Genomic DNA, 21,640 nt, shown 5'->3' with positions numbered 1-21,640 from the left:
TGATCAGGGGAGATGGGCTGATGATCGGTTTACTGTTGCGGCGCGCACCGATGCGCCACTTTGCCCGGCTCGACAACCAGGGCCGCTGCCAGTCGCTGTGGCAACTGGCCGAGCCACCCGACAGCGGGCACTGGGTCGAAATCACTCACAGCGATCCTCGCTGGCTTGGCCAGACCATACCGCCCGACGCCCTGGCGCCGATGCCTGGCGCCCGGCGCCAGCGGCAATCCTGGCAGGCCCAGCCAGTCTGAACCTCAGCGAGCGCCTGCCGCCTCCAGTACTGTCACATAGTCACCGCCCAGGGCGTGCTCACGGACATGCTGAAGGAAAGTCCGGCCTTGGCCGTCGGTGGCATTGAGATCATGTCCCGCCGCCTTGAACATCACCAGAAAACGCTCAAAATCATCCACCCGCAGGCCGCGGTAGGCCCGGGTCAGGATATGCAGTTCTACCGACTCGTCTGCCGCATAGGGCCGAGCCTGCAGAAACGCGGCAACCTGCTCGTCGCTCATCTCCTCGCCAATGACCTTCTTCTTGTCCTTACGCACGCCACACCTCATTCGCAGATTCGCCAAAACGCCATTGTACCCAGCCGCCCTAACAGCCGCTAGCGACTGACCGGTCCGCCATGCACATCGGCCCAGACCGTGCCGTTGCCATGGAAGCGGGCTTGTACATAGCTCGGGCCGGCCTGATCCAGAACCCGCAACAGGGTATCGATATAGCTGAGCGGATAACTCAGATGCAGGGTCTGACTGCGACTATCGAGCCGGGTCGGGCGGGTTCGGGTGCCTGCATCAACAAAGCTGATTTCGGCCCGCCGGACCGGGCTGCCCGAAATCAGTGAGCGCCCCTCCAGCAACAGCCAGACTCCATGCCCGGCGCCCACCTGGGTTGCTCCCGGGCGCTGTTCCGTACCCACAGTCAGGCGATAGTGTTCAACCTGGAACAGCATCTGCTCGGGCTTGTCCCGGCGCACGCCGTAAACATCCTCAGGCATGAACTCGTCATGCGGCAAACTGACCGGATTGGCCAATACCGCACTGCCGAGTACACTCAGGAGCATTCCAACAAAGTAATGGCGAATGGTACGCACGGGCTTTTCCTCGTTGCCGGGCCGTGAATCACTCCGCTGTATTAGCAGTAAGTCGAGTTGTCATTCAAGCCCCATCGCCGCACAGTCCCTTTGATTCCCTCTGGAACAGGATGCCCCATGGCGACTCCCCGGCGTTTTGCCTTGCCGTTGTTCAGTGCCCTGCGTGACAGTTATCAGGGCTACGGGCTGGCTGCCCTGCGCGGTGACCTGCTGGCCGGAATCACGGTCGGGATCATCGCCATTCCACTGGCCATGGCGCTGGCCATCGCGGTCGGAGTGGCGCCTCAGCATGGTCTCTATACCGGAATCGTTGCCGGCCTGATCATCGCGGTGACCGGAGGCTCGCGTTTCAATATTTCCGGCCCTACCGCCGCCTTCGTGGTGATTCTGCTGCCCATCACCCAGCAATACGGCCTCGGCGGCCTGTTGCTGGTAACCATCATGGCCGGCCTGATTCTGATGACCCTGGGGCTGGCCCGACTTGGCAACCTGATCCAGTTCGTACCCTACCCGGTGGTGATGGGCTTTACCGCTGGTATCGGGATCGTCATTGCCATCTTGCAGGTCAAGGACCTGTTCGGCTTGCAGCAGGTTGGCCAGCACAGCCATACCCTGGAACAGTTGCAGGCGCTGGTTTCGGCCCTGCCAAGCCTGCAACTTGGGGATACCCTGGTCGGTCTCAGCACTCTGGCGGTTCTGATTCTCTGGCCACGCCTGACCAAACGCATCCCCGGCCACCTGATCGCTCTGCTCGCCGGCTCGCTACTGGCCGCCAGCCTGCTGTACTGGGACATTCCAGTGGCAACCCTGGGCTCACGGTTCAGCTACGAAGTCGATGGCGTACTGCATGCCGGCATCCCGCCCTTCGCCCCCCAATGGGTACTGCCCTGGCAGTTGCCAGGCGCCGACGGTCAGCCCTTGCTGGTTAACTTCGCCCTGCTACGCGAATTGCTGCCCTCAGCCCTGGCAGTGGCCATGCTCGGGGCCATCGAATCGCTGCTCTGCGCGCTGGTCGCCGACGGCATGGCCAATACCCGTCACGATCCCAATGCCGAATTGATGGGCCAGGGTTTGGGCAATCTGGTCGCCCCCTTCTTCGGCGGCATCACCGCCACCGCGGCCATCGCCCGCACCGCCACCAGCGTCCGCAGCGGCGCACGCTCGCCCCTGGCGGCAGTGATCCACGCACTGGTCATGCTACTGGCAGTGGTGTTGCTGGCTGATCTGTTCGCCTACCTGCCAATGGCCTCGTTGGCCGCCATGCTGCTGATGGTCGCCTGGAACATGAGTGAGGCTCCCCATGTTCTTCATGTACTGCGCATTGGCCCACTCCAGGACGTGGTGGTACTACTGGTCTGCCTGCTGCTGACCGTACTGTTCGATATGGTGCTGGCTGTAGGGGTTGGCCTGCTGCTGGCCTCGGCGCTGTTCATTCGCCGCATGGCCGGGCTCAGTCGTGGCCAGGCACTGCCCTTGCAGCGCCACCAGGCGCTGGCGAACCTGCCGGACAGCGTGGCGCTGTATCGAATCGACGGGCCGCTGTTCTTTGCCGCCGCCGACAAGGCGCTGGATGCGATCAGCCGCTTCGATGACCGGGTTGTACATTTGGCTCTGGACATGCAGGCGGTACCAAGTATCGATATGAGCGCGCTGGTCCTGCTGGAGAAAGCCCTGCAGGACCTGCAGCGGCGTGGCATCAGAGTCTACCTGATCGGCGTACGGGCGGAACTACGCCTGAAACTCAAACGCGCCGGGCTGGGTGCCAGGACAGGAGAACGTTACTACCTGGCCACCCCGGAGCGGGCGGCGCAGAAAATTCAAGAGTATCTGGCTCAGGACTAAACGCCCTGGGCCAGACCAGCGCAAGTCAATGTCCCTTGAGCGCGAAGATCCCTGCCGCGTTGCGCCAGTAGCCCTTGTAATCCAGGCCGAAACCGAAGATGTAGCGGTCCTCCACCTCCAACCCGGTAAAGTCGGCGCGCATGCCCGGATAGGCCTTGCGGTCGTGTTTTTTGTCCAACAACACAGCAGTCAGCACCTGCTCGGCACCGGCATCCTTGCAGTATTCGACGATCGCCGCCAGGGTATGCCCCTCATCGAGAATGTCGTCGATGATCAGCACCGTGCGACCCACCAGCGAGTGTTCGGCCTTGGCTTTCCAGAACAACTCACCGCCGGACAGCTTGTTGCGATAGCGGGTGGCATGCAGATAGCCCACTTCCATAGGGAAATCCAGCCGGGTCAGCAACTGTCCGGCAATGATCAGCCCGCCATTCATCACGCTATAGACAATCGGATTGCTGTCGCCCAGAGCCTGGTTGATTTCAGTGGCCATGCTTGCCATGGCCGCCTCGACCTGCTCCTGACTGAACAGGCAGTCGGCCTCGGCCATTACCTGCTTGACGTGTTCCAGATCGATCGACATAGCTAAACTCCGGGGAAGGTCTGAAAAAGGGGCGAAAAATACTGATCTTGTCGCAGAAACGCAAGTATAGCGGGACTTTCCCGACAGATAGACGGGTGACCGCAGTGGCTCATTGGTTTAACCTATGGCGATTTTGTCTGCGCCCTGCATGAGAGCCCGTCTGCATGAATATCAAAGAAATTCGCCATCCGCTGATACGCCACAAGCTCGGACTAATGCGCCGCGCCGACATCAGCACCAAGAACTTCCGTGAGCTGGCTCAGGAAGTAGCTGCCCTGCTGACCTACGAGGCCACCCAGGATATGCCGGTTGAGACCCACAGCATCGAAGGCTGGTGTGGTCAGGTCGAAGTGGAAAAGCTGTCCGGCAAAAAGGTTACCGTGGTGCCGATCCTGCGCGCCGGCCTGGGTATGCTCGATGGGGTACTGAGCCTGATTCCAAGCGCCAAGGTCAGCGTCATAGGTCTGGTTCGCAACGAGCAAACCCTGGAAGCCGATGCCTACCTGGAAAAGCTGGTCGGCGAGCTGAACCAACGCATGGCGCTGATCATCGACCCGATGCTGGCCACTGGCGGCTCCATGGTTGCGACTATCGACATGCTCAAGCGTGCCGGTGCCCGGGAAATCCGCGCACTGGTACTGGTGGCTGCGCCTGAGGGTATCGAGCGGGTCAACGCTGCCCATCCCGATGTACAGATCTACACTGCCTCAATCGATCAACGCCTGAATGAGCACGGCTACATCATTCCAGGCCTGGGCGATGCCGGGGACAAGATCTTCGGCACCAAACAGAAGGACACGCACTGATGCAGGACCTCGAAACCCACGGCTGGCGCACCGCCCTGGCCGGCTCGCAGATGCTGTTCGTGGCGTTTGGCGCGCTGGTGCTGATGCCACTGATCACCGGCATGGACCCCAGTGTCGCCCTGTTCACTGCCGGCCTTGGCACCCTGCTGTTCCAGTTCACCACCCAGCGTCAGGTGCCGGTGTTTCTGGCTTCCAGCTTCGCCTTTATCGCCCCGATCATGTACAGCAACCAGACCTGGGGGCTACCGGCCACCTTGGGCGGCCTGCTGGCGGCCGGGATGGTCTACATACTGCTGAGTCTGCTGGTTCACCTGCGCGGCCCCGGCTTCATTCAGCGTCTGTTGCCACCGGTGGTGGTTGGCCCGGTGATCATGGTGATCGGCCTGGGGCTGGCCTCGGTGGCAGTTAACATGGCCATGGGCAAGAGCGGCGACGGCGCGACGCAACTGGTGGATTACAACCTGGCAATTCTAATCGCCCTGGCCTCTCTGGTAACCACCATCGTGGTGGCGGTCTTCGCCAAGGGGCTGTTTCGGCTGGTACCGATTCTGGCCGGGGTCGTGGTTGGCTACGGCCTGTCCTGGGCCCTGGGCATCGTTGATTTCAGTCAGGTCAACGAGGCCAACTGGCTGGCCATGCCCGGCTTCGTCACTCCTGAGTTTCAACTGGCGGCAATTCTGTTCATGATCCCGGTGGCCATCGCTCCGGCCATCGAACATATCGGCGACGTGCTGGCGATCGGCTCGGTCACCGGCAAGGATTACATCCGCAAGCCAGGTCTGCAGCGCACCCTGCTGGGTGACGGGGTGGCTACCTCGGCTGCGGCCCTGCTCGGCGGGCCACCAAATACCACCTACTCGGAAGTGACCGGGGCCGTGATGCTGACCCGCAACTTCAACCCCAATGTGATGATCTGGGCTGCGGTGTTCGCCATCGGCCTGGCCTTCGTCAGCAAGTTCGGCGCAATACTGCTAAGCATGCCGGTACCGGTCATGGGCGGCATTCTCTGCCTGCTGTTCGGCTCGATCGCAGTGGTTGGTATCAACACCCTGATCCGCCATCAGGTGGACCTGAGCCAGGCCCGCAATCTGTGCATCGTCTCGGTCACGCTGGTGTTCGGGATTGGCGGCATGGTGATCGGCAACCAGAGCATCAGCCTGCAGGGCATCAGCCTGTGCGGGGTGGTGGCCATCGTGCTCAACCTGATCCTGCCCCAAACCAGCCCCGCGGCAGAGACCAAGCCCGGCGAAGAGGCAGCCTAACGGCGCCAGCACTTCGGCTCGGTCGGCGTTCGCCGGCCGAGCTGATCCAGCCCATAGTGGGCACATGCATCCTGCGCCATCATCCCGCCAGGGGTAGCGATGGCTCTCAGCTGAAAAGTCTCTGCCGTTCGCTCCAACTGAATATTGAATAGCGCCGGACCTGACGCCGGACTCTGACTCACCAATCCGACGACCTGACCGCTATCATAACGGCCATGGCGGGTGTAATGACGCTCCAGAAGCTGGGCGTTTTCCAGTAGCAGGGCACCCACTTCGGCACGCCGGGTCTGACGTACGTGCTCCTGATACGAGGGATAGGCCAGACTGGCCAGAATCGCCACGACCACCAGCACAATCAACAATTCCATCAGGGTGAAGCCTGTCGTCCGCGTCGGCACAAGAACCCCCTACATCAGTTGGCGCCAGAGCGCCTGGGTAAAGCGGCAGTTGTTGGTCAGCCGCTGCCGGGCCAACCCGCCACTGCCCGGCGTTATTACCTGCTGTTCGACACAGGCTGGCCGCCGATGCTCGCTAAGGCATGCACTGGCCCGCTCCGGGCACTGACAGGTTTCACGCCGGTTGTCGCAAAACAGCCCCTGACCACCACCCGAGACCGGTTGCCCGGTTTCATCCAGCGCCAGATCCGGCACATCGAGCAACAGGATCTCGCCAGGCAGGCCAACCCCCTGCTCCAGCCCGGCGATGGCACTACCGGTTTCATCACCGTTTTCATCACCCTGCCCATCAGTAGCGCTGCCGAGCAGCGCTGTGGGCAGCATTGCCCCCGAATAAAGATCCAGAACCATCAACCAGCCGCCCGCCTCGCTGAGACAGGCATCCTGCCCATCGCTGCGCAGGTACGCGGTAGTGAACAAAACCCGCCCCGCGCTCACCTGCGCCGTACGCGTGACCCGCTCGCCCGCGCCCCCCAGCGGCAAATACCAGCCACGCTGAGTACTCCAGTCAACCCGCTCCTGACTGACCTGACGAGACTGCCCCTGGGCGGTATCGAACTCATCAGTGATGCGCTGGGCCAGCAGATCCGCAGGACCAATCGCCGGCTGCCCGCCCGGCCGATCCCAAATCGCATAAAACGCCTGCCCTTCGAGATCCGTGCGATCAGCCGCTTCAAGGAACTTGCCGGTACCAAACAGCAGCAGATGACCACCTTGCGGATGCCTGACTGCTACCGGCACCACGCTAATCGGCTGACCGGCGGCAGCCTGGAATAAAGGCTCGCCTGCGAACGCCACCCGCCAGCCCGCTGCGCCGCCGCTCAGTTCGAACTTCCACAACCGGCCCTGCAGGTCACCGGCGTAGGCCACCTGCACCTGCCCTTGGGCATCATGCACCAGCACCGGGGCCGACAGCCCATTAGCCCCCGCCTCTCCGACGTCCAGCTGGCGTAGCAGCTGACCATCATCCAGCGCCAACACATACAGGGCGGCCTGAGCCCGACGACTGCCGTAGCCATTGCCACTGATCACCACCCAGCGGCCATCCAGATAAGCAACCTGAGGCTGGCCATAGCTATACCCCAGATCGGCATAAGCGGGGTCACTGGCATGCACATCCCACAACCCGCCCAAGGCGCCGGCACCACGTGCCTGATCGAACAGGCGCACTGCCGACAGGCCCTGACCACCCGCGCCCATGCCGGCGACAGCGACTGTGGACCACTGACCGGCAATCTGCGCATCGGCCAGGGTGATCGGCCCATCCATACCGGAGCGGTGTTCAGCACTATGGCCATAATCGACCCGCGCCCGCTGCTCCAGCCCGGTAATCGCAGCCGCTGGCAGGTAAGCCAGCTGTGGATTGCCGGTCTCGGCATCAAGAACATGAAGAAAACCGTCATTGGCGCCCAGCACCAGGAGCGAGGTCATACTGGTCTGCTTGAATTGCCAGTAGCCGGTGTAACCAGCAACCCCGTAATCGTGGGCAACCTGTGCCGGGGCGGCGTAGCGCAACTCAGCATTGATTACATCCCCCAGCAGCCGCTGCCGTGGACGCAGTGACGCTACTGTCTCGCCCCTGGCCCAGTCCAGTAGGGCCTGATCTTGCCCGGCTGGCAATCCGGCCCGCTGTGCGGCCTCGCTCAGTTGCTGGCGCTGAGCCGGCCCGAAACTATCGGCGGTAAAAGCATCCAGAGGCACCGCCGCGCCAGCGAGCGCACCCACGGCCTGACGCCAGGTCTGGTACAGCCGGGGCTGCTGTATCGGGGTCAAACGCTCATCGCTGCTCCATAGTCGCCGCCCCAGTTCGCCGCCCTGCTCCAGGGCATAGGCTTCGACTCGGCCACTCCAGTCTTGCCGATCGAAGCTGGTGCGAAACAGCCGACTGTCAGCCAGCAACTCACCCGTGCTGAGCGCAGCCTGGCTGGTCGCCGTCGTGCAGCCCGTCAAGGGGCCACTCAACGGGTTGAAGGCCTGTGCCGGCCAAGGTATGGCCATCCCCACCAGCAGCCCTAGCCAGCCAGCCGCCAATCGGCGAATCAACCCTGTCTCAGATTCCTCCACCAAGGACATACATGCTCTCCAATACAATCCGTGTATTGCCACTGAGCCCAACCACCACGACCCGATACAGGTGGGCGGGCGCCTCGCCCGGCGCCTTAACTGGCACCAGACTTTCCCCCAGGCTGTAAACCTGATACCAGAGCTGCACGCCATTGACGGACTGATCATGCTCCAATTGCCGCCAGCCAATGCCGGCCAAACCCTGGGCATCCAGATCCAGCACTTGCGGGGCAAGTTCACAGGTTTCCGCCTGACAGGGGGCCGGCAGGGGCCGGTTATTCAGCACCTCCGAGCGCAGCAACTCCTCTACCCGGCGCAGGCCCGCCTCGGCAGCCTGAAACCCGTCATGCCGTTGTCTGCTATTGGCGGCCATGCGTTCCTGCAAGGTCGACATCTGAATGCCGGCACTGCTGATCAGGCTCAACAACAGCAAAAACACCAGGCTGGCCACCAGTGCCGCGCCGCGCTGACGCGGTCCTGCGCCCATACCGGCATCCACTTCACAGCACCAGGTTGCGGATAGCTACCACCATCCGATAGTCCTGTGCCCGAACTCGACCCGCATCCGGTGCCTGCGGGTTATCGCTCAGGCGCAACGCCAGCCGCACGCTGCGAATCCGCGCCAGATCCGTGCTGGCCAGTGTGCTGACATACTGGCCGCTGACCGCCGAGTCCTCAGCACTAGCAGCCAAACCAAAGCTGAACTCAAGGCTGACCACGCCTCCCAGCAGGGTCTCGAAGTTGCCGCTGCCATTGAGCCGAGACTGCACCTGATAATTGCGTAACCGATACTCCTGCAGTCGTACCGGTATCACCATGTCACCGGGCTGAATATCGAGACTGGCATCCTCGACCAGGCGAAAATCGTTGCCGTCCCGACAGTTGCTCGCAATCAGCCAGCGGGCGTTGTAATCCTGCGGGCTGCGCACACTCGGGCTGGCAAACAGTTCGCCGGTGGGGTCAGCGGTGATCAGCGACAGCACCTCGCCATCGAAACGAATCGGAGTAGCGAACTGCGCCGGTACCCAGGCACGCTGCTCATCCGGCAAACGCGTCAAGTCCAGGCAACCATACATGCCGACCATGCGCAGCTCACGCGTCAGTCGATTGAGAATGAAACGCGCATCCTCCTGAACCCCAGCAGACAGACGCTGCACCTCGAACGATTGCTTGCTGGCGACAAACAGCTGGACCACACCAAGCACCAACACCACACCAAGCACCATGGCAACCAGCAATTCGACCAGCCCTACCCCAGACTGGCGACTGGACAGGCAAGCTCGCCTACTCACAAACCTATCTCACTGGAGACGACAAACCGGGTATCGGTCTGGCCGGCCACAATACGCGTTTCGGACCAGGCGATAGTCACAATGACCCGCGCGCCCTGACGCTCAACCGTAGCGGTACCACCAGGCAAAAGGCAGCTTACAGCTTCATGCAGGTCGGCCAGATCACGGGCCAGAATATCCTGCGCGAACGCAGGCACCCGTTGGCAGTCACCACTGATCTGGGTGACATACTGGTCAAGCTGCTGATAGTTGGCCCGCATCCGATCAAGGATGTCATAGGCAATGAAACTGGCCAGAGTGCTATGCGCAGCACTGGCATTGAAGCGCAAGGCATTCAGTTGCAGTGATGCGGCCCCGAGCACTCCGATGGCCAAGACCAGTACGGCGATCAACACTTCCAGCAGACTGGAGCCGCGCTGGCAGGATAGACATGACATGATGACCCAGCCTCCCCGTCTGATGACCTGGCCAGATGCCAGATCAAGGCTCGGGGAGACTAGAAGCAAGCCAGGGGGCTGACTATCCCCCAAACAGGCGAGACACTATTGATACATGTCTCAAAACAGAGATTTTTTAGCTCACCACCCGCAATGACTGCCCGGCGAAAAAACCCGCCAGATTCTCAGCCATCTGTCCGACAATGCGCTGACGCGCCTCACGACTACCCCAGGCACTATGCGGCGTGATCACCAGGTTGGGTAATTGGGCATCGAGCAGTGGATTGCCATTGACCGGTGGTTCCTGAACCAGCACATCAGTAGCGGCCCCAGCCAGATGACCACTGCGCAGGGCAGCCAGCAACGCCGCCTCATCGACAATTCCACCGCGGGCGGTATTCACCAGCAGACTGCCGGGCTTCATCCGCGCCAGAGCGGCGGCGTCGATCAGGCCACGGGTCTGCTCAGTCAAGGGGCAATGCAGACTGAGTACATCAACCTGTTCCAGCAGCTCGGCCAGCGCCAGCCGCCCCGAATTCTCCCGCCCCGGCAAGGCTCCCACCAGCACACGCATACCGAAGGCTTCGGCCAGCCGGCCCACCGCCTGGCCCAACTCGCCGTAACCGAGAATACCTAGAGTACGACCGTGCAGCTCGCCAATCGGAAAGTCGAGCAGACAAAACTGGCTGCTGCGCTGCCAGGCCCCCTCGCGTACCGCCTGACGATAGGACTCGAAGCGGGTGATCAAGACCAGCATCAGCATCAGGGTGTGCTGAGCCACCGAGGGCGTACCGTAACCCCGGCAGTTGCATACCGTGATACCGCGGCGCCGGGCGGCGTCCAGATCGACATTGTTAGTGCCGGTTGCGGCCACCAGGATCAGCCTCAGATTGGGGCAGGCCTGCATCACCGCGTCATCGATCACCACCTTGTTGGTGATGACCACCGGGTGCCCGGCAATGTGCTCAAGCACCTGTTCCGGAGCTGTTGCGGGGTACAGTTGCAAGTGCCCGGCCTGACGCCGTAGCGGGTCCAGGTCGAGGTCGCCGAGATCGAGAGACGCATGATCGAGAAATACAATCGAATCGAGTTCAGACATGAATCTGTATCTACCTTGCGGGGGACAAGCTCTCTAGAATGAGGACTTTGCCGGGAGACGTCCATGTATTTGAATGAGTTTTTGCTGGTGGCGCTGGTCCATCTGCTGGCGGTAATGAGCCCTGGGCCGGACTTTGCCGTGGTAATTCGCAACAGCGTTGGTGCCGGTCGCCAGGCCGGCTTGCTGACCGCCGCGGGGGTCGGCAGTGGCATCCTGCTGCATGTCGGTTATTCGCTGCTGGGTATTGGCCTGATCGTGTCGCAGTCGGTCTGGCTGTTCAACCTGCTCAAATGGCTGGCCGCCGCCTACCTGCTGTATATCGGCATCCGTGCCCTGCGGGCCAAACCCCAACTGCTGCCCGACGGCCATACTCCTCCGCTGGCCATGGCGCCCGGCAAGGCCTTCATCAACGGTTTCATCACCAATGGTCTGAACCCCAAGGCCACCCTGTTTTTCCTGTCCCTGTTCACCGTGGTGATCAATCCGCAGACCCCACTGGCGATCCAGGCCGGCTACGGGCTGTATCTGGCACTGGCGACCGCCGCCTGGTTCTGCCTGGTGGCCCTGCTGTTCAGCCATCACAGTGTCCGCCGGGGTTTTGCCCGACTGGGCCACTGGTTCGACCGGTTGATGGGCGCCATCCTGGTCGGTCTGGGCCTGCATCTGGCCTTGTCCGAATGGCTTCGGCGTTAGTGTCCCGTAACTAGCAACACTCAGGCCGCTCGCGGCGTGGTCCGACACCACTGGGCCAGGGTTGCAACCCACTGCGGGTGGTCGTTCAGACAGGGGACCAGCACCAGCTCCTGGCCGCCCGCTTCAATAAACTGTTCGCGGGCCCGGTCGCCAATCTCCTCCAGCGTCTCGATGCAGTCGGCCACGAACGCCGGACACAGCACCAGCAGGCGCTTGACCCCCTGTGCCGCCAACTCGTCGATCCGGGTTTCGGTATAGGGCTCGATCCACTTGTCCCGTCCCAGCCGCGACTGGAAAGCCTGCGACCACTGCTCCGGCGCCAGCCCCAGGCGCTGGGCAAACTGCTTGCTCACCGCTGTGCACTGGGCCCGGTAGCAGGTTGCATGGGCCGGTGACGGACGTTCGCAACAGTCGGGAGAGGCCAGGCAATGTGAGCCGGTCGGGTCGGCCTTCTTCAAATGCCGCTCCGGCAAGCCATGGTAACTCAGCAGCACATGGTCGAATGGCTGCTCGAAGTAGGGTTTGGCACTGGCCACCAGCGCCTCCAGATAGTCGGACCGGTCATAAAAGGCCGGCACCACCGTCAGAGTCAACGGCAATTGATGCTTGGCAATGACCCGCTGCGCCTCTCGAACTGAAGTGGTAATGGTACTGTCGGCATGCTGAGGGTATTGCGGCATGAACAATACCTCGCGCACCCCAGGCTGCTGCGCCAGTTTCAGCAGGCCCTGCTCAATCGAAGGCTGGCCGTAACGCATGGCCAGTTCGACCGGCATATCCAGTTGCGCCTGCAGCGCCTGCTGCACCCGGCGACTGATCACCACCAGGGGCGAGCCTTCATCCCACCAGATCGAAGCATAGGCCTCGGCCGAGGCCTTGGGTCGGCGCAGCAGAATCATGCTGACCAGCAGGCGGCGCAACGGCCAGGGCAGGTCAACTACCAGAGGGTCCATCAGAAATTGATTGAGATAGCGCCGCACATCGGCCACCTCGGTACTGGCAGGCGAGCCGAGATTGACCAGCAAGACCCCACGATCAGACATGTAACCTCTTCCCCAACATCAAGATGAATGCAAAATATCCGTCAGCGCCTCGTCGAGGTGCTGATAACGAAAGTCAAAACCCTGCTCCTGTGCCCGCTTGGGCAAAGCATTCTGCCCAGTCAGCAGCAACCGTGACATTTCCCCCAACCCCAGCTTCAATACCGGAGCCGGCAGCGGCATAAAGGCCGGGCGCTTCAGGGCCCGGCCCAGGCTGCGGGCAAACTCACGATTGGTCACCGGGTGCGGCGCACTGCCATTGAAAACCCCACGGCACTCGGGATTGCTCAGCAGCCATACGATCAGTTCGATCAGATCAGCCCGGTGAACCCAGGGAATATACTGCCTGCCGGAACCCAGCGCGCCACCCAGCCCCAGCTTGAACGGCAGCAACAGACGCTTGAGAAAACCACCGTCGGCCGCCAGCACCAGGCCGGTGCGCAGCAGGCAAACCCGCACGCCATAGGCCGAGGCCCGCCGCGCCGCCGACTCCCAGGCATCACAAAGCATATGGGTGTATTCAGGATGAGCAGGGCTGTCTTCCGTCAACGGCTGGTCACCACCATCGCCATACCAGCCGACTGCCGAGCCACTGATTAACACCTCGGGCTTTTGCGCCCGCGCGCCCATCCAGGCCACCAACTGTTCAGTCAGGGTCACTCGGCTGGACCAGAGTTCGGCCTTGCGCTTGGCGGTCCAGGGCCGGTCAGCGATCGGCGCCCCGGCCAGATTGACGACCGCATCGAGATGTTCGCCATCCAGTTGCGCCAGGCTCGATACCCCACGAACCTGAGCCCCACACAGCGTGCCCACCTGATCCGCCCGACGACTCCAGACACTCACTTGGTGACCATCCGCCAACAGTCGCTGACAGAGCGCTCGTCCGATCAAGCCGGTGCCACCGGTAATCATTATGTGCATAGCCCACCCCCATCCTCGGCGTGACAGTTGGTTCATCAAGCTTAACAGCTACGACTGCATTCGGCTTGCAGGCTGGTTCCAGATCGGGGATGCTATACAGACCGCGTGCGATGTACAAGTTCTGTCCAACAGATAGGCACCATAGCGAACCTCTATCAGTCATCCGCCCCGATCACTTCCTCGCCTGCACGGATACCATGGCCATGACCCACAACCACAATATTGCCATCATTGGCGCCGGCCTGGCTGGCATCAGCGCCGCACAGGCCCTGACCCAGTCCGGTCACCGCGTCACCCTGTATGACAAGAGCCGCGGCAGCGGTGGGCGCATGTGCAGCAAACGCACGACTGAAGGCGATTTCGACATAGGCGCACAGTACTTCACCGCGCGCGACAGCCAATTCCGTCAGGAGGTCAAACGTTGGCTGGATCAGGGCTGGGTCACCGAATGGAACCCGCGTCTATACCGCTACGACGACAACGGCCTGACACCGTCGGAGGACGATCAGCAGCGTTTCGTCGGCACGCCACGCATGACCGCCTGGTCCCGCCACCTGCTCGAAGGTCTGGAACTGGTTGGTGAAACACGCATCGTCCGGCTGCACCCCGAGGCCGACCGCCAGTGGCTGCTGGTCGACGAGCATGACCGCCATTACGGCCCCTACGACCGGGTCGTGATCGCCACCCCGGCCCCGCAGGCCGTGCCGTTATTGGAAGCCGCGCCACAACTGGCGCAGACTGCCGCACAGGTTCAGATGGAAGCTGGCTGGGCCGTGGCCATGGCCTTTGAACAGCCGCTCACAACCAGCGTCGATGCCTGTTTTGTACGCACCGGCCCACTCGACTGGGTCGCCCGCAACAGCAGCAAACCCGGCCGGGCCGGGCTCGACACCTGGGTAGTGCAGTCCACCGCGAGCTGGGCCGAAGGTCACCTGGACCTCAAGCCCGAAGCAGTCACCCAGCAACTTGGCCAGGCTCTGGCTGAGGTTCTGGGCCTGCACCTGCCGCCCCCGGTGCAAAGCCACGCCCATCGCTGGCTGTATGCCCGCCCCAATGGCGAATACAACTGGGGAGCACTGGCAGCCCCGGAACTGGGCGTCTATGTCTGTGGCGACTGGTGCCTGGGCGGACGGCTGGAAAATGCCTGGCTGAGCGGACTACAGGCGGCTCGCACCCTGACCTGAGGCAGCATAGAAAAACTTGTACAAGATGACAGAGTGATGCACACTAAAACTTATACAAACTAAGCAATACGTATAAGTTTGAGGTTCCCATGCGCACTGTCAGTCGCACCATCCCCATAGGCATCAGCGCCTGCCTGGTTGGGCAACCGGTTCGCTTCAACGGTGGCCACAAGCATTCGTCGCTGTGTACCGCTCAACTGGGGCCAGCCTTCACGCTGGTCCCGTTCTGCCCAGAGGTTGCGGTCGGGCTCGATACTCCGCGCCAACCCATCCGCCTGGTCGGCGAGCCTCAGGCGCCGAGAGTACTTGGCAGCCAGGATCCTACGCTTGACCTGACCGAACCCCTACAGCGCTATGGTGCCCAGGTAGCCGCCAACCATCCGGAACTGTGTGGTTTCATCCTGATGCAGAAATCTCCCAGTTGCGGCCTGCAACGGGTCAAGCTCTATCAGGCCGATGGCCAGTTGCAGCCCAAAACCAGCAGCGGCGCCTTTGCCAGCGCGCTACGCCAGGCCAACCCCTGGCTGCCGATCGAAGAAGAAGGGCGACTGCACGATCCGGTACTGCGCGAAAATTTCATCACCCGGGTTGAAGTCTATGCCCAATGGCGCCAGCAACTCGAGCCGCAGCTCAGCGCCGCCGCTCTACTGGCCTTTCATGCCCGGCACAAATATCTGCTGCTGGCCCATCACCCCGAAAGCTACCGCCGCCTTGGTCAACGTCTGGCCAACCTGCGCCGGGCCGACCTGGGCGCGACAGCACAGGCCTATTTTCAGGAGTTGATGGAAGCACTCAGCCGCCCGGCCAGTCGCCAGCGCCACAGCAACGCCCTGGAGCATATCGCCGGGCATTTCAAGCGCGCCCTGAATCCGGCCGAGAAACATGAACTGGCGGAGCTGATCGGCCATTACCGACAGGGCCTGGTTCCGCTGGTGGTGCCAATCACCCTGCTCAAACACCACCTGCTCAAGCACCCGGACAGCTACCTGCAACAACAAAGCTATCTGCAGCCACACCCACCCGAACTCAGCCTGCGCAACGCGATTTAAGCCGGAGACGATGATGAACGCCATTCAGCTGTGCTGGCTGCGCAACGACCTGCGCTGCACCGATAACCAGGCACTCTGGCACGCCAGCCAGCAAGGCCCGGTGGTGGCGGTCTGGCTGATCAGCGGCGACACCTGGAAAGCCCATGACGACGCACCGGTCAAGATCGACTTCTGGTTGCGCAACCTCAGGGAGCTGGGCCTGAGTCTGGCCACCCTGAATATCCCACTGCGCATCATTGATGTCGGCACCTGGAGCCATTGCGCCGAAGCGCTGCTTGAGCTGGCCAGCCAGCTCAATGCCCAAGGCCTGTTCTTCAATGACGAATACGGAATCCACGAACAGGCCCGCGATGCCGAAGTCGAACGCAAGTTTCAGCACGCAGGGCTAGATTGCCGGCGCTTCACCGACCAGTTGCTGTTTGCTCCGACCAGCCTGAAGACCCAGGCCGGCACCCCGTTCAAGGTCTTCAGTCAGTTTCGCCGCCAGGCCTATGCCCAACTGCACAGCCACCTTCCAGCCTGCCTGCCGGCGCCGCAGCGCCAGTGTGCGCTGCCGCTGACCAGCGACACGCCACCAGCCCAACTGGATGACTTCCCTGCGGCCAGCCCCTTGCAGCAACAGCTCTGGCCAGCCGGCGAGGCAGCGGCCCAGCAGCGGCTTGAGCAGTTCTGTCATGACGCACTGATGGACTATCACGCAACCCGCGACCGGCCTGACCTGCAAGGCACCAGCCAGCTGTCACCCTATCTGGTCAGCGGCATATTATCCGTGCGCCAATGCCTGCACGCAGCCTTGCGGGTCAATCAGGGCGAATTCGCCAGCGGCTCGCCCGGTGCCGTGGCCTGGATCAACGAACTGCTGTGGCGCGAGTTCTATAAATACATCCTGGTTAACTTCCCTCGGGTATCGCGCCACCGGGCCTTTCGCCCGGCCACCGAAGCCATCCCCTGGCGTAATGATCCGGCCGCCCTGGAGGCCTGGCAACAAGGCCGCACCGGCTTCCCGATAATCGATGCAGCCATGCGTCAACTGGCGACCACCGGCTGGATGCACAACCGGCTACGGATGCTCTGCGCCATGTTTCTGAGCAAGAACCTGCTGCTTGACTGGCGCAGCGGTGAGCGCTGGTTCATGCGTCAGTTGATCGACGGTGATCTGGCAGCCAACAACGGCGGCTGGCAGTGGAGCGCCTCCACCGGTACTGATGCCGCGCCCTACTTCCGGCTATTCAACCCGATCAGCCAGGCCCGCAAGTTCGATCCCCAGGGCGATTTCATCCGCCAGTGGGTCAGCGAGCTGGCCAACACCCCAACCGTCAGCATCCATGCGCCGCAGCCCGACAGCCTGTTGAAAGACAACGACTACCCGGCGCCGATCATTGATCTGGCCAGCAGCCGTGAACGCGCGCTGACCGCCTTCCGGGAGCTCGCTACCCCATGAACACGCACTCGGCCTTCGCCCAGCAGTTTGCCGATACCTTCGCGCGCCTGGATCGCGACAACCTGCATTTGCTTGAACAGATCTACAGCGAGGATCTGCACTTCAGCGACCCCCTGCACGAGTTGCACGGGCTCAGCGCCATGCGCCACTACTGCGAAGCGCTGTATGCCAATGTCAGCCTGATCAGCTTCGAGTTTCAGCAATGCCATGAACTGACCCAGGATCAGGCCGTGCTGCGCTGGATCATGACCTACCAGCACCCGCGCCTGGCCGGTGGCCGACCGATCCAGGTACCCGGTTGCAGCTTTATCGAATACCACGACCTGCGGGTCCACCGACATGCCGACTATTACGACGCCGGGGCCCTGCTGTACGAGCACGTGCCGCTGCTTGGGCGGGTTATCCGTTATTTGAAAGCGAGACTGATATGACTCAGCAACGGGAGAAAGTCTGATGCGTATCGCCATCGTGGGCAGTGGTATTGCCGGGCTGGCTTGCGCTCATCTGCTGGCACGCCGGCATCAGGTCCAGGTTTTTGAGGCCGCTGAACGACTGGGCGGACACACGCATACCGTCACGATTGAACTGGACGGGCAACGCTACGCAGTCGATACCGGCTTCATTGTGTTCAATGACTGGACCTACCCAAACTTTATCCGCTTGCTGGAGCAGCTCGGCGTTGCCTCACAACCAACCGAGATGAGCTTCTCGGTACAGGACCCACTCAGCGGTCTGGAATACAACGGGCACAATCTCAATACGCTGTTCGCTCAGCGGCGCAACCTGCTATCACCCGGTTTTATCGGCATGCTGCGCGACATTCTGCGCTTCAATCGCCAGGCTCCATACGATCTCGAACAAGGGCTGCTAAGTACGACCACGACCCTCGGTGACTACCTGCGGGCAGGCAATTACGGCCAGCGTTTCATCGATCATTACATCGTGCCGATGGGCGCGGCCATCTGGTCGATGCCACTGGCCAGCATGCTGGAGTTTCCGCTGTACCTGTTCGTTCGGTTCTTTCGCAACCACGGCCTGCTGTCGGTCAACCAACGCCCGCAGTGGCGGGTGATCAAAGGTGGCTCAAGCGCCTACCTACCGGCCCTGACCAAGCCCTTTCACGACACTATTCAACTCAACTGCCCGGTGCGAACAATCCGCCGGGACGCCAAGGGTGTAACCCTGATCAGCGTGCGTGGCGAGGAGCGCTTCGACAAGGTGGTGCTGGCCTGCCACAGCGATCAGGCCCTGGCCCTGCTGGAGCAACCCAGTCAGGCTGAACAGAGCATTCTCGGCGCCATCCCCTACGCCGACAACGACGTGGTGCTGCATACCGACACCCGGCTGCTGCCGCGCAATCGGCGCGCCTGGGCCAGCTGGAACTATCGCTTGAGCGGCAACCCCGCGCAGCCGGCAGCAGTAACCTACGATATGAACCGACTGCAAGGCATCCAGGCCAGTCACACCTTCTGCGTCAGTCTGAACCAGACCGTGGATATCGCCGAGGACAAGATCCTCGGCCGCTTCCGCTATGCCCACCCACAGTTCAGCCTGGCCAGTCAGGCCGCCCAAGCCCGCTGGCAGGAACTACTCGGCGTCAACCATACCTATTTCTGCGGCGCCTACTGGGCCAACGGGTTCCATGAGGACGCGGTGGTCAGCGCACTGCGGGTCGCCGCTGATTTCGGGGAGCAGCTCTGATGCCCCTGGCCAGCGCTCTATACCGTGGCCGGGTGTGGCACAAGCGCCGCAGCCCCCGGGTTCACGCCTTCAGCTACCGGCTCAGCCTGCTGTGGCTTGATCTGGATGAGCAGGCCCAGGTGTTCGGCCTCAGCACCCTGTGGTCCGGCCACTGGTATTCACCCATGCGCTTTCGCGAATCAGACTACCTAAGCCGTCACCGCCATGCCCATGAGTCGCTGGCCTGCTGCGCCCGCCGGTTGGCCCGCGAGCACCTGGATCTGCCGCTCGATGGCCCGGTCAGACTGCTGACTCAGGTGCGCAGCTTTGGCTTATTGTTCAATCCGGTGTCGTTCTTTTACTGCTACCACGCCAACGGTCAGCTCGGTGCGATCATTGCAGAGGTCAGCAACACCCCCTGGAATGAACGCTTCTGCTACCTGCTACCCGCCCAGCCGGACTCAGCGGCTCAGAGCTTCAGCCTGGACAAGGCCTTCCATGTCTCACCGTTCATGCCGTTAAGCCAGACCTACCGGATGCGTTTCAGCACGCCAGACCGGCAGGCACGGGTGCTCATTCAGAGTCAGCAAAACGGCCAACCAGTGTTCGACGCTGCATTGCAACTGCAACGCCTGCCATTGAGCCCCGCCGTACTACGTCGTGAAGCCCTGAGTTTCCCGTTCATGGTCATCAAAACCGTCACTGGTATCTACTGGCAAGCCTTGCGCCTGTGGCTCAAACGCACTCCTGTTTTCTCTCACCATCCTGCCGCCAACAACGCCCTGGCCGCTCGCCAGCCGCCGCCCAACGACATCTCTTGAGGGAGCACACGCCCATGAGCCAAGTCAATTCCAGCAGCACTAGCCGGCCCGGCAGCGACCGGCCGCAACTTCAGCAACGAACGACTGAGCAGTCCCGCTGGCTGATCAGCCTGTGCCGCCGACTGGTCCTGCGCCAGCTCGCCACCCTGCGCTATGGCTGCATCAACATCCATGAAGCCGGTCAGGTCAGCCGTTTTGGTCAACCAGCGGACGATGGCCTGCAGGCCGAGATTCATGTGCACGACCCGGCGGCCTACTCGATGATTACCTGCAATGGCAGCGTTGGCGCCGGCGAATCCTACATCCACGGATTCTGGAGTAGCCCGGACCTGACTGCGGTTACCCGCATCTTTGTCCGCAACCTGGAGGTGCTCGATGGCCTTGAGCGTGGTCTGGCGCGCCTGGGACTGCCAGCGCTGAAATGGCTGCACTGGCTCAACCGCAATACTCTGGCCGGTTCCAGACGCAACATTCGCGCCCATTACGATCTGGGCAACGAGTTGTTCGAGAACTTCCTGGACCCGACCATGATGTACTCGGCGGCGGTTTTCCCCATCGGCTGCGATAACCTTGAACAGGCCCAGCGCCATAAGCTAGAGCGCGTCTGCCGCAAGCTCGAACTGTCTCCCCAGGACCATCTGCTGGAGATCGGCAGCGGCTGGGGCAGCATGGCGATTTACGCAGCCCAGCATTATGGCTGCCGGGTAACCACCACGACCTTGTCCCAGGAACAATATCGTTACGCCCAGGCCCGGATTCGCGAGCTCGGGCTGGAGCAGCGGATAACCCTGCTGTTGCAGGACTACCGCGAGTTGACCGGGCAGTATGACAAACTGGTCTCGATCGAGATGATCGAAGCCGTCGGTCATGACTACTTTCATACTTACTTCAAGACCTGCTCGAACCTGCTCAAGCCGCACGGGCTGATGCTGCTGCAGGCGATCACCATCCGCGATCAGCGCTATCAGCAGGCGCGCCGCAGCGTCGACTTCATCCAGCGCTACATATTCCCCGGCGGATCGCTGCCGTCGGTCAGCCTGATCGCCGAACTAACCCGCGAACACTCCGATCTGGCCATGCTGCATCTGGAAGATATCGGCGGGCACTACGCCAGAACCCTGCGTCATTGGCAGCACAATCTGAAAACCGCCCACGGCCATCTGCAACAACTGGGGTATGATGATGCTTTCTTCAGGCTCTGGGAGTTCTATCTGTGCTATTGCGAGGGTGGCTTCATCGAACGGTCGATTGGCGCAGCACAAATACTGCTAAGCAAACCTCAGGCACGTCCGACACTGGCGTTCACAACCCAGGGGTTCTGACATGGCGGTAAAAACTGGCGCGAACGCCGTTCTGTTCGTGCTCGGCGCCCTGACCTGCCTGCTCGCCAGCGCCAATCCCTGGTGGCTGCTGGCCCCCGTCGCCATCCTGCTGGTCCACTTCAGCTGGATCAGTTCCTGGGCACGCGAAGGCAAGCTGGTTGTCAGTGTACTGCTGGCAGGCTCGGCACTGGACTCCTTTCTGTTACAGCTGGGAGTGTTCGAATTTCCCGGTGACGCCACCCTGATCCCGGCCTGGCTGGCGCTGCTCTGGGCCCTGCTCGGCACCACTCTGAATCACTGTCTGGCCTGGACCGCCAAACGCTGGTGGCTGGCCAGTTTGGTCGGGCTGGTGATCGGCCCCTGCGCCTACCTGCTCGCTCAGGCCTGGGCCGATCTCAGCCTGGTCCACGGGCCACAGACCAGCCTGCTGATCCTGATCCCGATCTGGGCCGCTGTACTGCCCCTGCTGCAGGGGTTTGCCAACCTATATCAGGAGCAGTACCGGCTTCGCCAACTGGGCCGCCGGCCACCCAAAAACTGAGTGGCAGGCAGT

At 61.9% G+C, this 21,640-nt stretch carries 24 protein-coding genes; 13 read left to right on the top strand and 11 right to left on the bottom strand.

Going from position 1 to position 21,640, the window contains the following annotated elements; all coding sequences use genetic code 11:
- Positions 1-20 precede the first annotated feature (20 nt).
- Complete coding sequence (locus C2846_RS17035; RefSeq protein ID WP_080048374.1) at positions 21-251, top strand: hypothetical protein; 231 nt, start codon at positions 21-23, stop codon at positions 249-251.
- A 3-nt stretch (positions 252-254) separates the two neighbouring features.
- Here the strand turns inward: C2846_RS17035 and C2846_RS17030 are convergent, their stop codons facing one another.
- Together C2846_RS17030 and C2846_RS17025 are read right to left on the bottom strand one after the other, a co-directional pair.
- On the bottom strand, positions 255-548 hold the full coding sequence (locus C2846_RS17030) for a PA4642 family protein (protein ID WP_080048375.1): 294 nt from the start codon (positions 546-548) through the stop codon (positions 255-257).
- A 59-nt stretch (positions 549-607) separates the two neighbouring features.
- Positions 608-1,096, bottom strand: coding sequence for a hypothetical protein (locus C2846_RS17025; RefSeq protein WP_119702036.1), 489 nt, complete (start codon positions 1,094-1,096; stop codon positions 608-610).
- Positions 1,097-1,213: 117 nt separating this feature from the next.
- On the opposite strand from C2846_RS17025, the gene dauA reads away from it, so the two are divergent.
- Positions 1,214-2,938, top strand: a complete 1,725-nt coding sequence (gene dauA, locus C2846_RS17020; RefSeq protein WP_119702035.1) for a C4-dicarboxylic acid transporter DauA — start codon at positions 1,214-1,216, stop codon at positions 2,936-2,938.
- A gap of 25 nt (positions 2,939-2,963) precedes the next feature.
- Here the strand turns inward: dauA and C2846_RS17015 are convergent, their stop codons facing one another.
- Positions 2,964-3,521 carry a hypoxanthine-guanine phosphoribosyltransferase gene (locus C2846_RS17015; protein ID WP_080048378.1) on the bottom strand — a complete coding sequence of 186 codons (558 nt, stop codon included), beginning with the start codon at positions 3,519-3,521 and terminating at the stop codon, positions 2,964-2,966.
- Positions 3,522-3,685: 164 nt separating this feature from the next.
- Between C2846_RS17015 and upp the strand changes: the two genes are divergently transcribed.
- Both upp and C2846_RS17005 read left to right on the top strand, forming a co-directional pair.
- Positions 3,686-4,327, top strand: a complete 642-nt coding sequence (gene upp / locus C2846_RS17010; protein WP_080048379.1) for a uracil phosphoribosyltransferase — start codon at positions 3,686-3,688, stop codon at positions 4,325-4,327.
- A complete protein-coding gene (locus C2846_RS17005) occupies positions 4,327-5,589 on the top strand; it encodes a uracil-xanthine permease family protein (protein WP_080048380.1) in 1,263 nt (420 codons plus the stop codon). The genes upp and C2846_RS17005 overlap by 1 nt, the downstream gene beginning before the upstream one ends.
- Here C2846_RS17005 and C2846_RS17000 read toward each other — a convergent pair.
- From C2846_RS17000 to C2846_RS16975, 6 genes are all read right to left on the bottom strand, one after another.
- Complete coding sequence (locus C2846_RS17000; protein WP_276310926.1) at positions 5,586-5,987, bottom strand: type IV pilin protein; 402 nt, start codon at positions 5,985-5,987, stop codon at positions 5,586-5,588. The two genes, C2846_RS17005 and C2846_RS17000, sit on opposite strands and share 4 nt — an antisense overlap.
- Positions 5,988-5,996: 9 nt before the next feature.
- Positions 5,997-8,117 (bottom strand): pilus assembly protein, encoded by a 2,121-nt coding sequence (locus C2846_RS16995; RefSeq protein ID WP_165443855.1) that lies wholly within the window; start codon positions 8,115-8,117, stop codon positions 5,997-5,999.
- Positions 8,095-8,595 carry a pilus assembly PilX family protein gene (locus C2846_RS16990; RefSeq protein WP_119702032.1) on the bottom strand — a complete coding sequence of 167 codons (501 nt, stop codon included), beginning with the start codon at positions 8,593-8,595 and terminating at the stop codon, positions 8,095-8,097. Before C2846_RS16990 ends, C2846_RS16995 begins: the two co-directional genes overlap by 23 nt.
- Positions 8,596-8,608: 13 nt before the next feature.
- Positions 8,609-9,400 carry a prepilin-type N-terminal cleavage/methylation domain-containing protein gene (locus C2846_RS16985; RefSeq protein WP_080048384.1) on the bottom strand — a complete coding sequence of 264 codons (792 nt, stop codon included), beginning with the start codon at positions 9,398-9,400 and terminating at the stop codon, positions 8,609-8,611.
- Positions 9,397-9,837, bottom strand: a complete 441-nt coding sequence (pilV, locus tag C2846_RS16980) for a type IV pilus modification protein PilV (RefSeq protein ID WP_080048385.1) — start codon at positions 9,835-9,837, stop codon at positions 9,397-9,399. Before pilV ends, C2846_RS16985 begins: the two co-directional genes overlap by 4 nt.
- A gap of 136 nt (positions 9,838-9,973) precedes the next feature.
- Entirely contained in the window at positions 9,974-10,936 is a 963-nt protein-coding gene (locus tag C2846_RS16975) for a 2-hydroxyacid dehydrogenase (protein WP_119702031.1), read from the bottom strand.
- A 63-nt stretch (positions 10,937-10,999) separates the two neighbouring features.
- Between C2846_RS16975 and C2846_RS16970 the strand changes: the two genes are divergently transcribed.
- The gene (locus C2846_RS16970) at positions 11,000-11,629 is read left to right on the top strand and encodes a LysE family transporter (RefSeq protein ID WP_080048387.1); all 630 of its coding nucleotides are present in this window, start codon (positions 11,000-11,002) and stop codon (positions 11,627-11,629) included.
- 20 nt (positions 11,630-11,649) lie between these two features.
- On the opposite strand, the gene hemH is transcribed toward C2846_RS16970, so the two are convergent.
- The gene (gene hemH, locus C2846_RS16965; protein ID WP_080048388.1) at positions 11,650-12,672 is read right to left on the bottom strand and encodes a ferrochelatase; all 1,023 of its coding nucleotides are present in this window, start codon (positions 12,670-12,672) and stop codon (positions 11,650-11,652) included.
- A gap of 18 nt (positions 12,673-12,690) precedes the next feature.
- On the bottom strand, positions 12,691-13,590 hold the full coding sequence (locus tag C2846_RS16960; RefSeq protein ID WP_119702030.1) for a TIGR01777 family oxidoreductase: 900 nt from the start codon (positions 13,588-13,590) through the stop codon (positions 12,691-12,693).
- Positions 13,591-13,793: 203 nt separating this feature from the next.
- Between C2846_RS16960 and C2846_RS16955 the strand changes: the two genes are divergently transcribed.
- The 8 genes from C2846_RS16955 to C2846_RS16920 all read left to right on the top strand — a co-directional run bounded on the left by C2846_RS16955 (position 13,794) and on the right by C2846_RS16920 (position 21,628).
- Complete coding sequence (locus C2846_RS16955; RefSeq protein WP_119702054.1) at positions 13,794-14,774, top strand: NAD(P)/FAD-dependent oxidoreductase; 981 nt, start codon at positions 13,794-13,796, stop codon at positions 14,772-14,774.
- Between the two features lie 89 nt (positions 14,775-14,863).
- Positions 14,864-15,823 carry a YbgA family protein gene (locus C2846_RS16950; RefSeq protein ID WP_080048391.1) on the top strand — a complete coding sequence of 320 codons (960 nt, stop codon included), beginning with the start codon at positions 14,864-14,866 and terminating at the stop codon, positions 15,821-15,823.
- Positions 15,824-15,836: 13 nt separating this feature from the next.
- Positions 15,837-17,264, top strand: coding sequence for a deoxyribodipyrimidine photo-lyase (phrB, locus tag C2846_RS16945; RefSeq protein WP_119702029.1), 1,428 nt, complete (start codon positions 15,837-15,839; stop codon positions 17,262-17,264).
- Entirely contained in the window at positions 17,261-17,695 is a 435-nt protein-coding gene (locus tag C2846_RS16940) for a nuclear transport factor 2 family protein (RefSeq protein ID WP_080048393.1), read from the top strand. The genes phrB and C2846_RS16940 overlap by 4 nt, the downstream gene beginning before the upstream one ends.
- A gap of 22 nt (positions 17,696-17,717) precedes the next feature.
- Positions 17,718-18,965 carry an NAD(P)/FAD-dependent oxidoreductase gene (locus tag C2846_RS16935; protein ID WP_119702028.1) on the top strand — a complete coding sequence of 416 codons (1,248 nt, stop codon included), beginning with the start codon at positions 17,718-17,720 and terminating at the stop codon, positions 18,963-18,965.
- Positions 18,966-18,970: 5 nt separating this feature from the next.
- Positions 18,971-19,765: a DUF1365 domain-containing protein gene (locus C2846_RS16930; protein WP_119702053.1), complete on the top strand. Its 795-nt coding sequence runs from the start codon at positions 18,971-18,973 to the stop codon at positions 19,763-19,765.
- A 14-nt stretch (positions 19,766-19,779) separates the two neighbouring features.
- Entirely contained in the window at positions 19,780-21,087 is a 1,308-nt protein-coding gene (locus C2846_RS16925) for an SAM-dependent methyltransferase (protein WP_119702027.1), read from the top strand.
- A gap of 1 nt (position 21,088) precedes the next feature.
- A complete protein-coding gene (locus C2846_RS16920) occupies positions 21,089-21,628 on the top strand; it encodes a DUF2878 domain-containing protein (protein WP_080048396.1) in 540 nt (179 codons plus the stop codon).
- Positions 21,629-21,640: the final 12 nt, after the last annotated feature.

The sequence above is a fragment of the Pseudomonas jilinensis genome (assembly GCF_003586265.1).
GTDB classification, from domain to species: domain Bacteria; phylum Pseudomonadota; class Gammaproteobacteria; order Pseudomonadales; family Pseudomonadaceae; genus Halopseudomonas; species Halopseudomonas phragmitis.
This window is presented reverse-complemented; position numbering and strand designations above follow the sequence as displayed.

What these genes read in the sequence shown, in the direction of transcription:
- C2846_RS17035 (WP_080048374.1), top strand. Translation starts at nt 21, where the DNA reads ATGATCGGTTTACTGTTGCGGCGCGCACCGATGCGCCACTTTGCCCGG.
- dauA (WP_119702035.1), top strand. Translation starts at nt 1,214, where the DNA reads ATGGCGACTCCCCGGCGTTTTGCCTTGCCGTTGTTCAGTGCCCTGCGT.
- C2846_RS17015 (WP_080048378.1), bottom strand. Translation starts at nt 3,521, where the DNA reads ATGTCGATCGATCTGGAACACGTCAAGCAGGTAATGGCCGAGGCCGAC.
- upp (WP_080048379.1), top strand. Translation starts at nt 3,686, where the DNA reads ATGAATATCAAAGAAATTCGCCATCCGCTGATACGCCACAAGCTCGGA.
- C2846_RS17005 (WP_080048380.1), top strand. Translation starts at nt 4,327, where the DNA reads ATGCAGGACCTCGAAACCCACGGCTGGCGCACCGCCCTGGCCGGCTCG.
- C2846_RS16995 (WP_165443855.1), bottom strand. Translation starts at nt 8,117, where the DNA reads ATGTCCTTGGTGGAGGAATCTGAGACAGGGTTGATTCGCCGATTGGCG.
- C2846_RS16990 (WP_119702032.1), bottom strand. Translation starts at nt 8,595, where the DNA reads ATGGGCGCAGGACCGCGTCAGCGCGGCGCGGCACTGGTGGCCAGCCTG.
- pilV (WP_080048385.1), bottom strand. Translation starts at nt 9,837, where the DNA reads ATGTCATGTCTATCCTGCCAGCGCGGCTCCAGTCTGCTGGAAGTGTTG.
- C2846_RS16975 (WP_119702031.1), bottom strand. Translation starts at nt 10,936, where the DNA reads ATGTCTGAACTCGATTCGATTGTATTTCTCGATCATGCGTCTCTCGAT.
- C2846_RS16970 (WP_080048387.1), top strand. Translation starts at nt 11,000, where the DNA reads ATGTATTTGAATGAGTTTTTGCTGGTGGCGCTGGTCCATCTGCTGGCG.
- hemH (WP_080048388.1), bottom strand. Translation starts at nt 12,672, where the DNA reads ATGTCTGATCGTGGGGTCTTGCTGGTCAATCTCGGCTCGCCTGCCAGT.
- C2846_RS16960 (WP_119702030.1), bottom strand. Translation starts at nt 13,590, where the DNA reads ATGCACATAATGATTACCGGTGGCACCGGCTTGATCGGACGAGCGCTC.
- C2846_RS16955 (WP_119702054.1), top strand. Translation starts at nt 13,794, where the DNA reads ATGACCCACAACCACAATATTGCCATCATTGGCGCCGGCCTGGCTGGC.
- C2846_RS16950 (WP_080048391.1), top strand. Translation starts at nt 14,864, where the DNA reads ATGCGCACTGTCAGTCGCACCATCCCCATAGGCATCAGCGCCTGCCTG.
- phrB (WP_119702029.1), top strand. Translation starts at nt 15,837, where the DNA reads ATGAACGCCATTCAGCTGTGCTGGCTGCGCAACGACCTGCGCTGCACC.
- C2846_RS16940 (WP_080048393.1), top strand. Translation starts at nt 17,261, where the DNA reads ATGAACACGCACTCGGCCTTCGCCCAGCAGTTTGCCGATACCTTCGCG.
- C2846_RS16935 (WP_119702028.1), top strand. Translation starts at nt 17,718, where the DNA reads ATGCGTATCGCCATCGTGGGCAGTGGTATTGCCGGGCTGGCTTGCGCT.
- C2846_RS16925 (WP_119702027.1), top strand. Translation starts at nt 19,780, where the DNA reads ATGAGCCAAGTCAATTCCAGCAGCACTAGCCGGCCCGGCAGCGACCGG.
- C2846_RS16920 (WP_080048396.1), top strand. Translation starts at nt 21,089, where the DNA reads ATGGCGGTAAAAACTGGCGCGAACGCCGTTCTGTTCGTGCTCGGCGCC.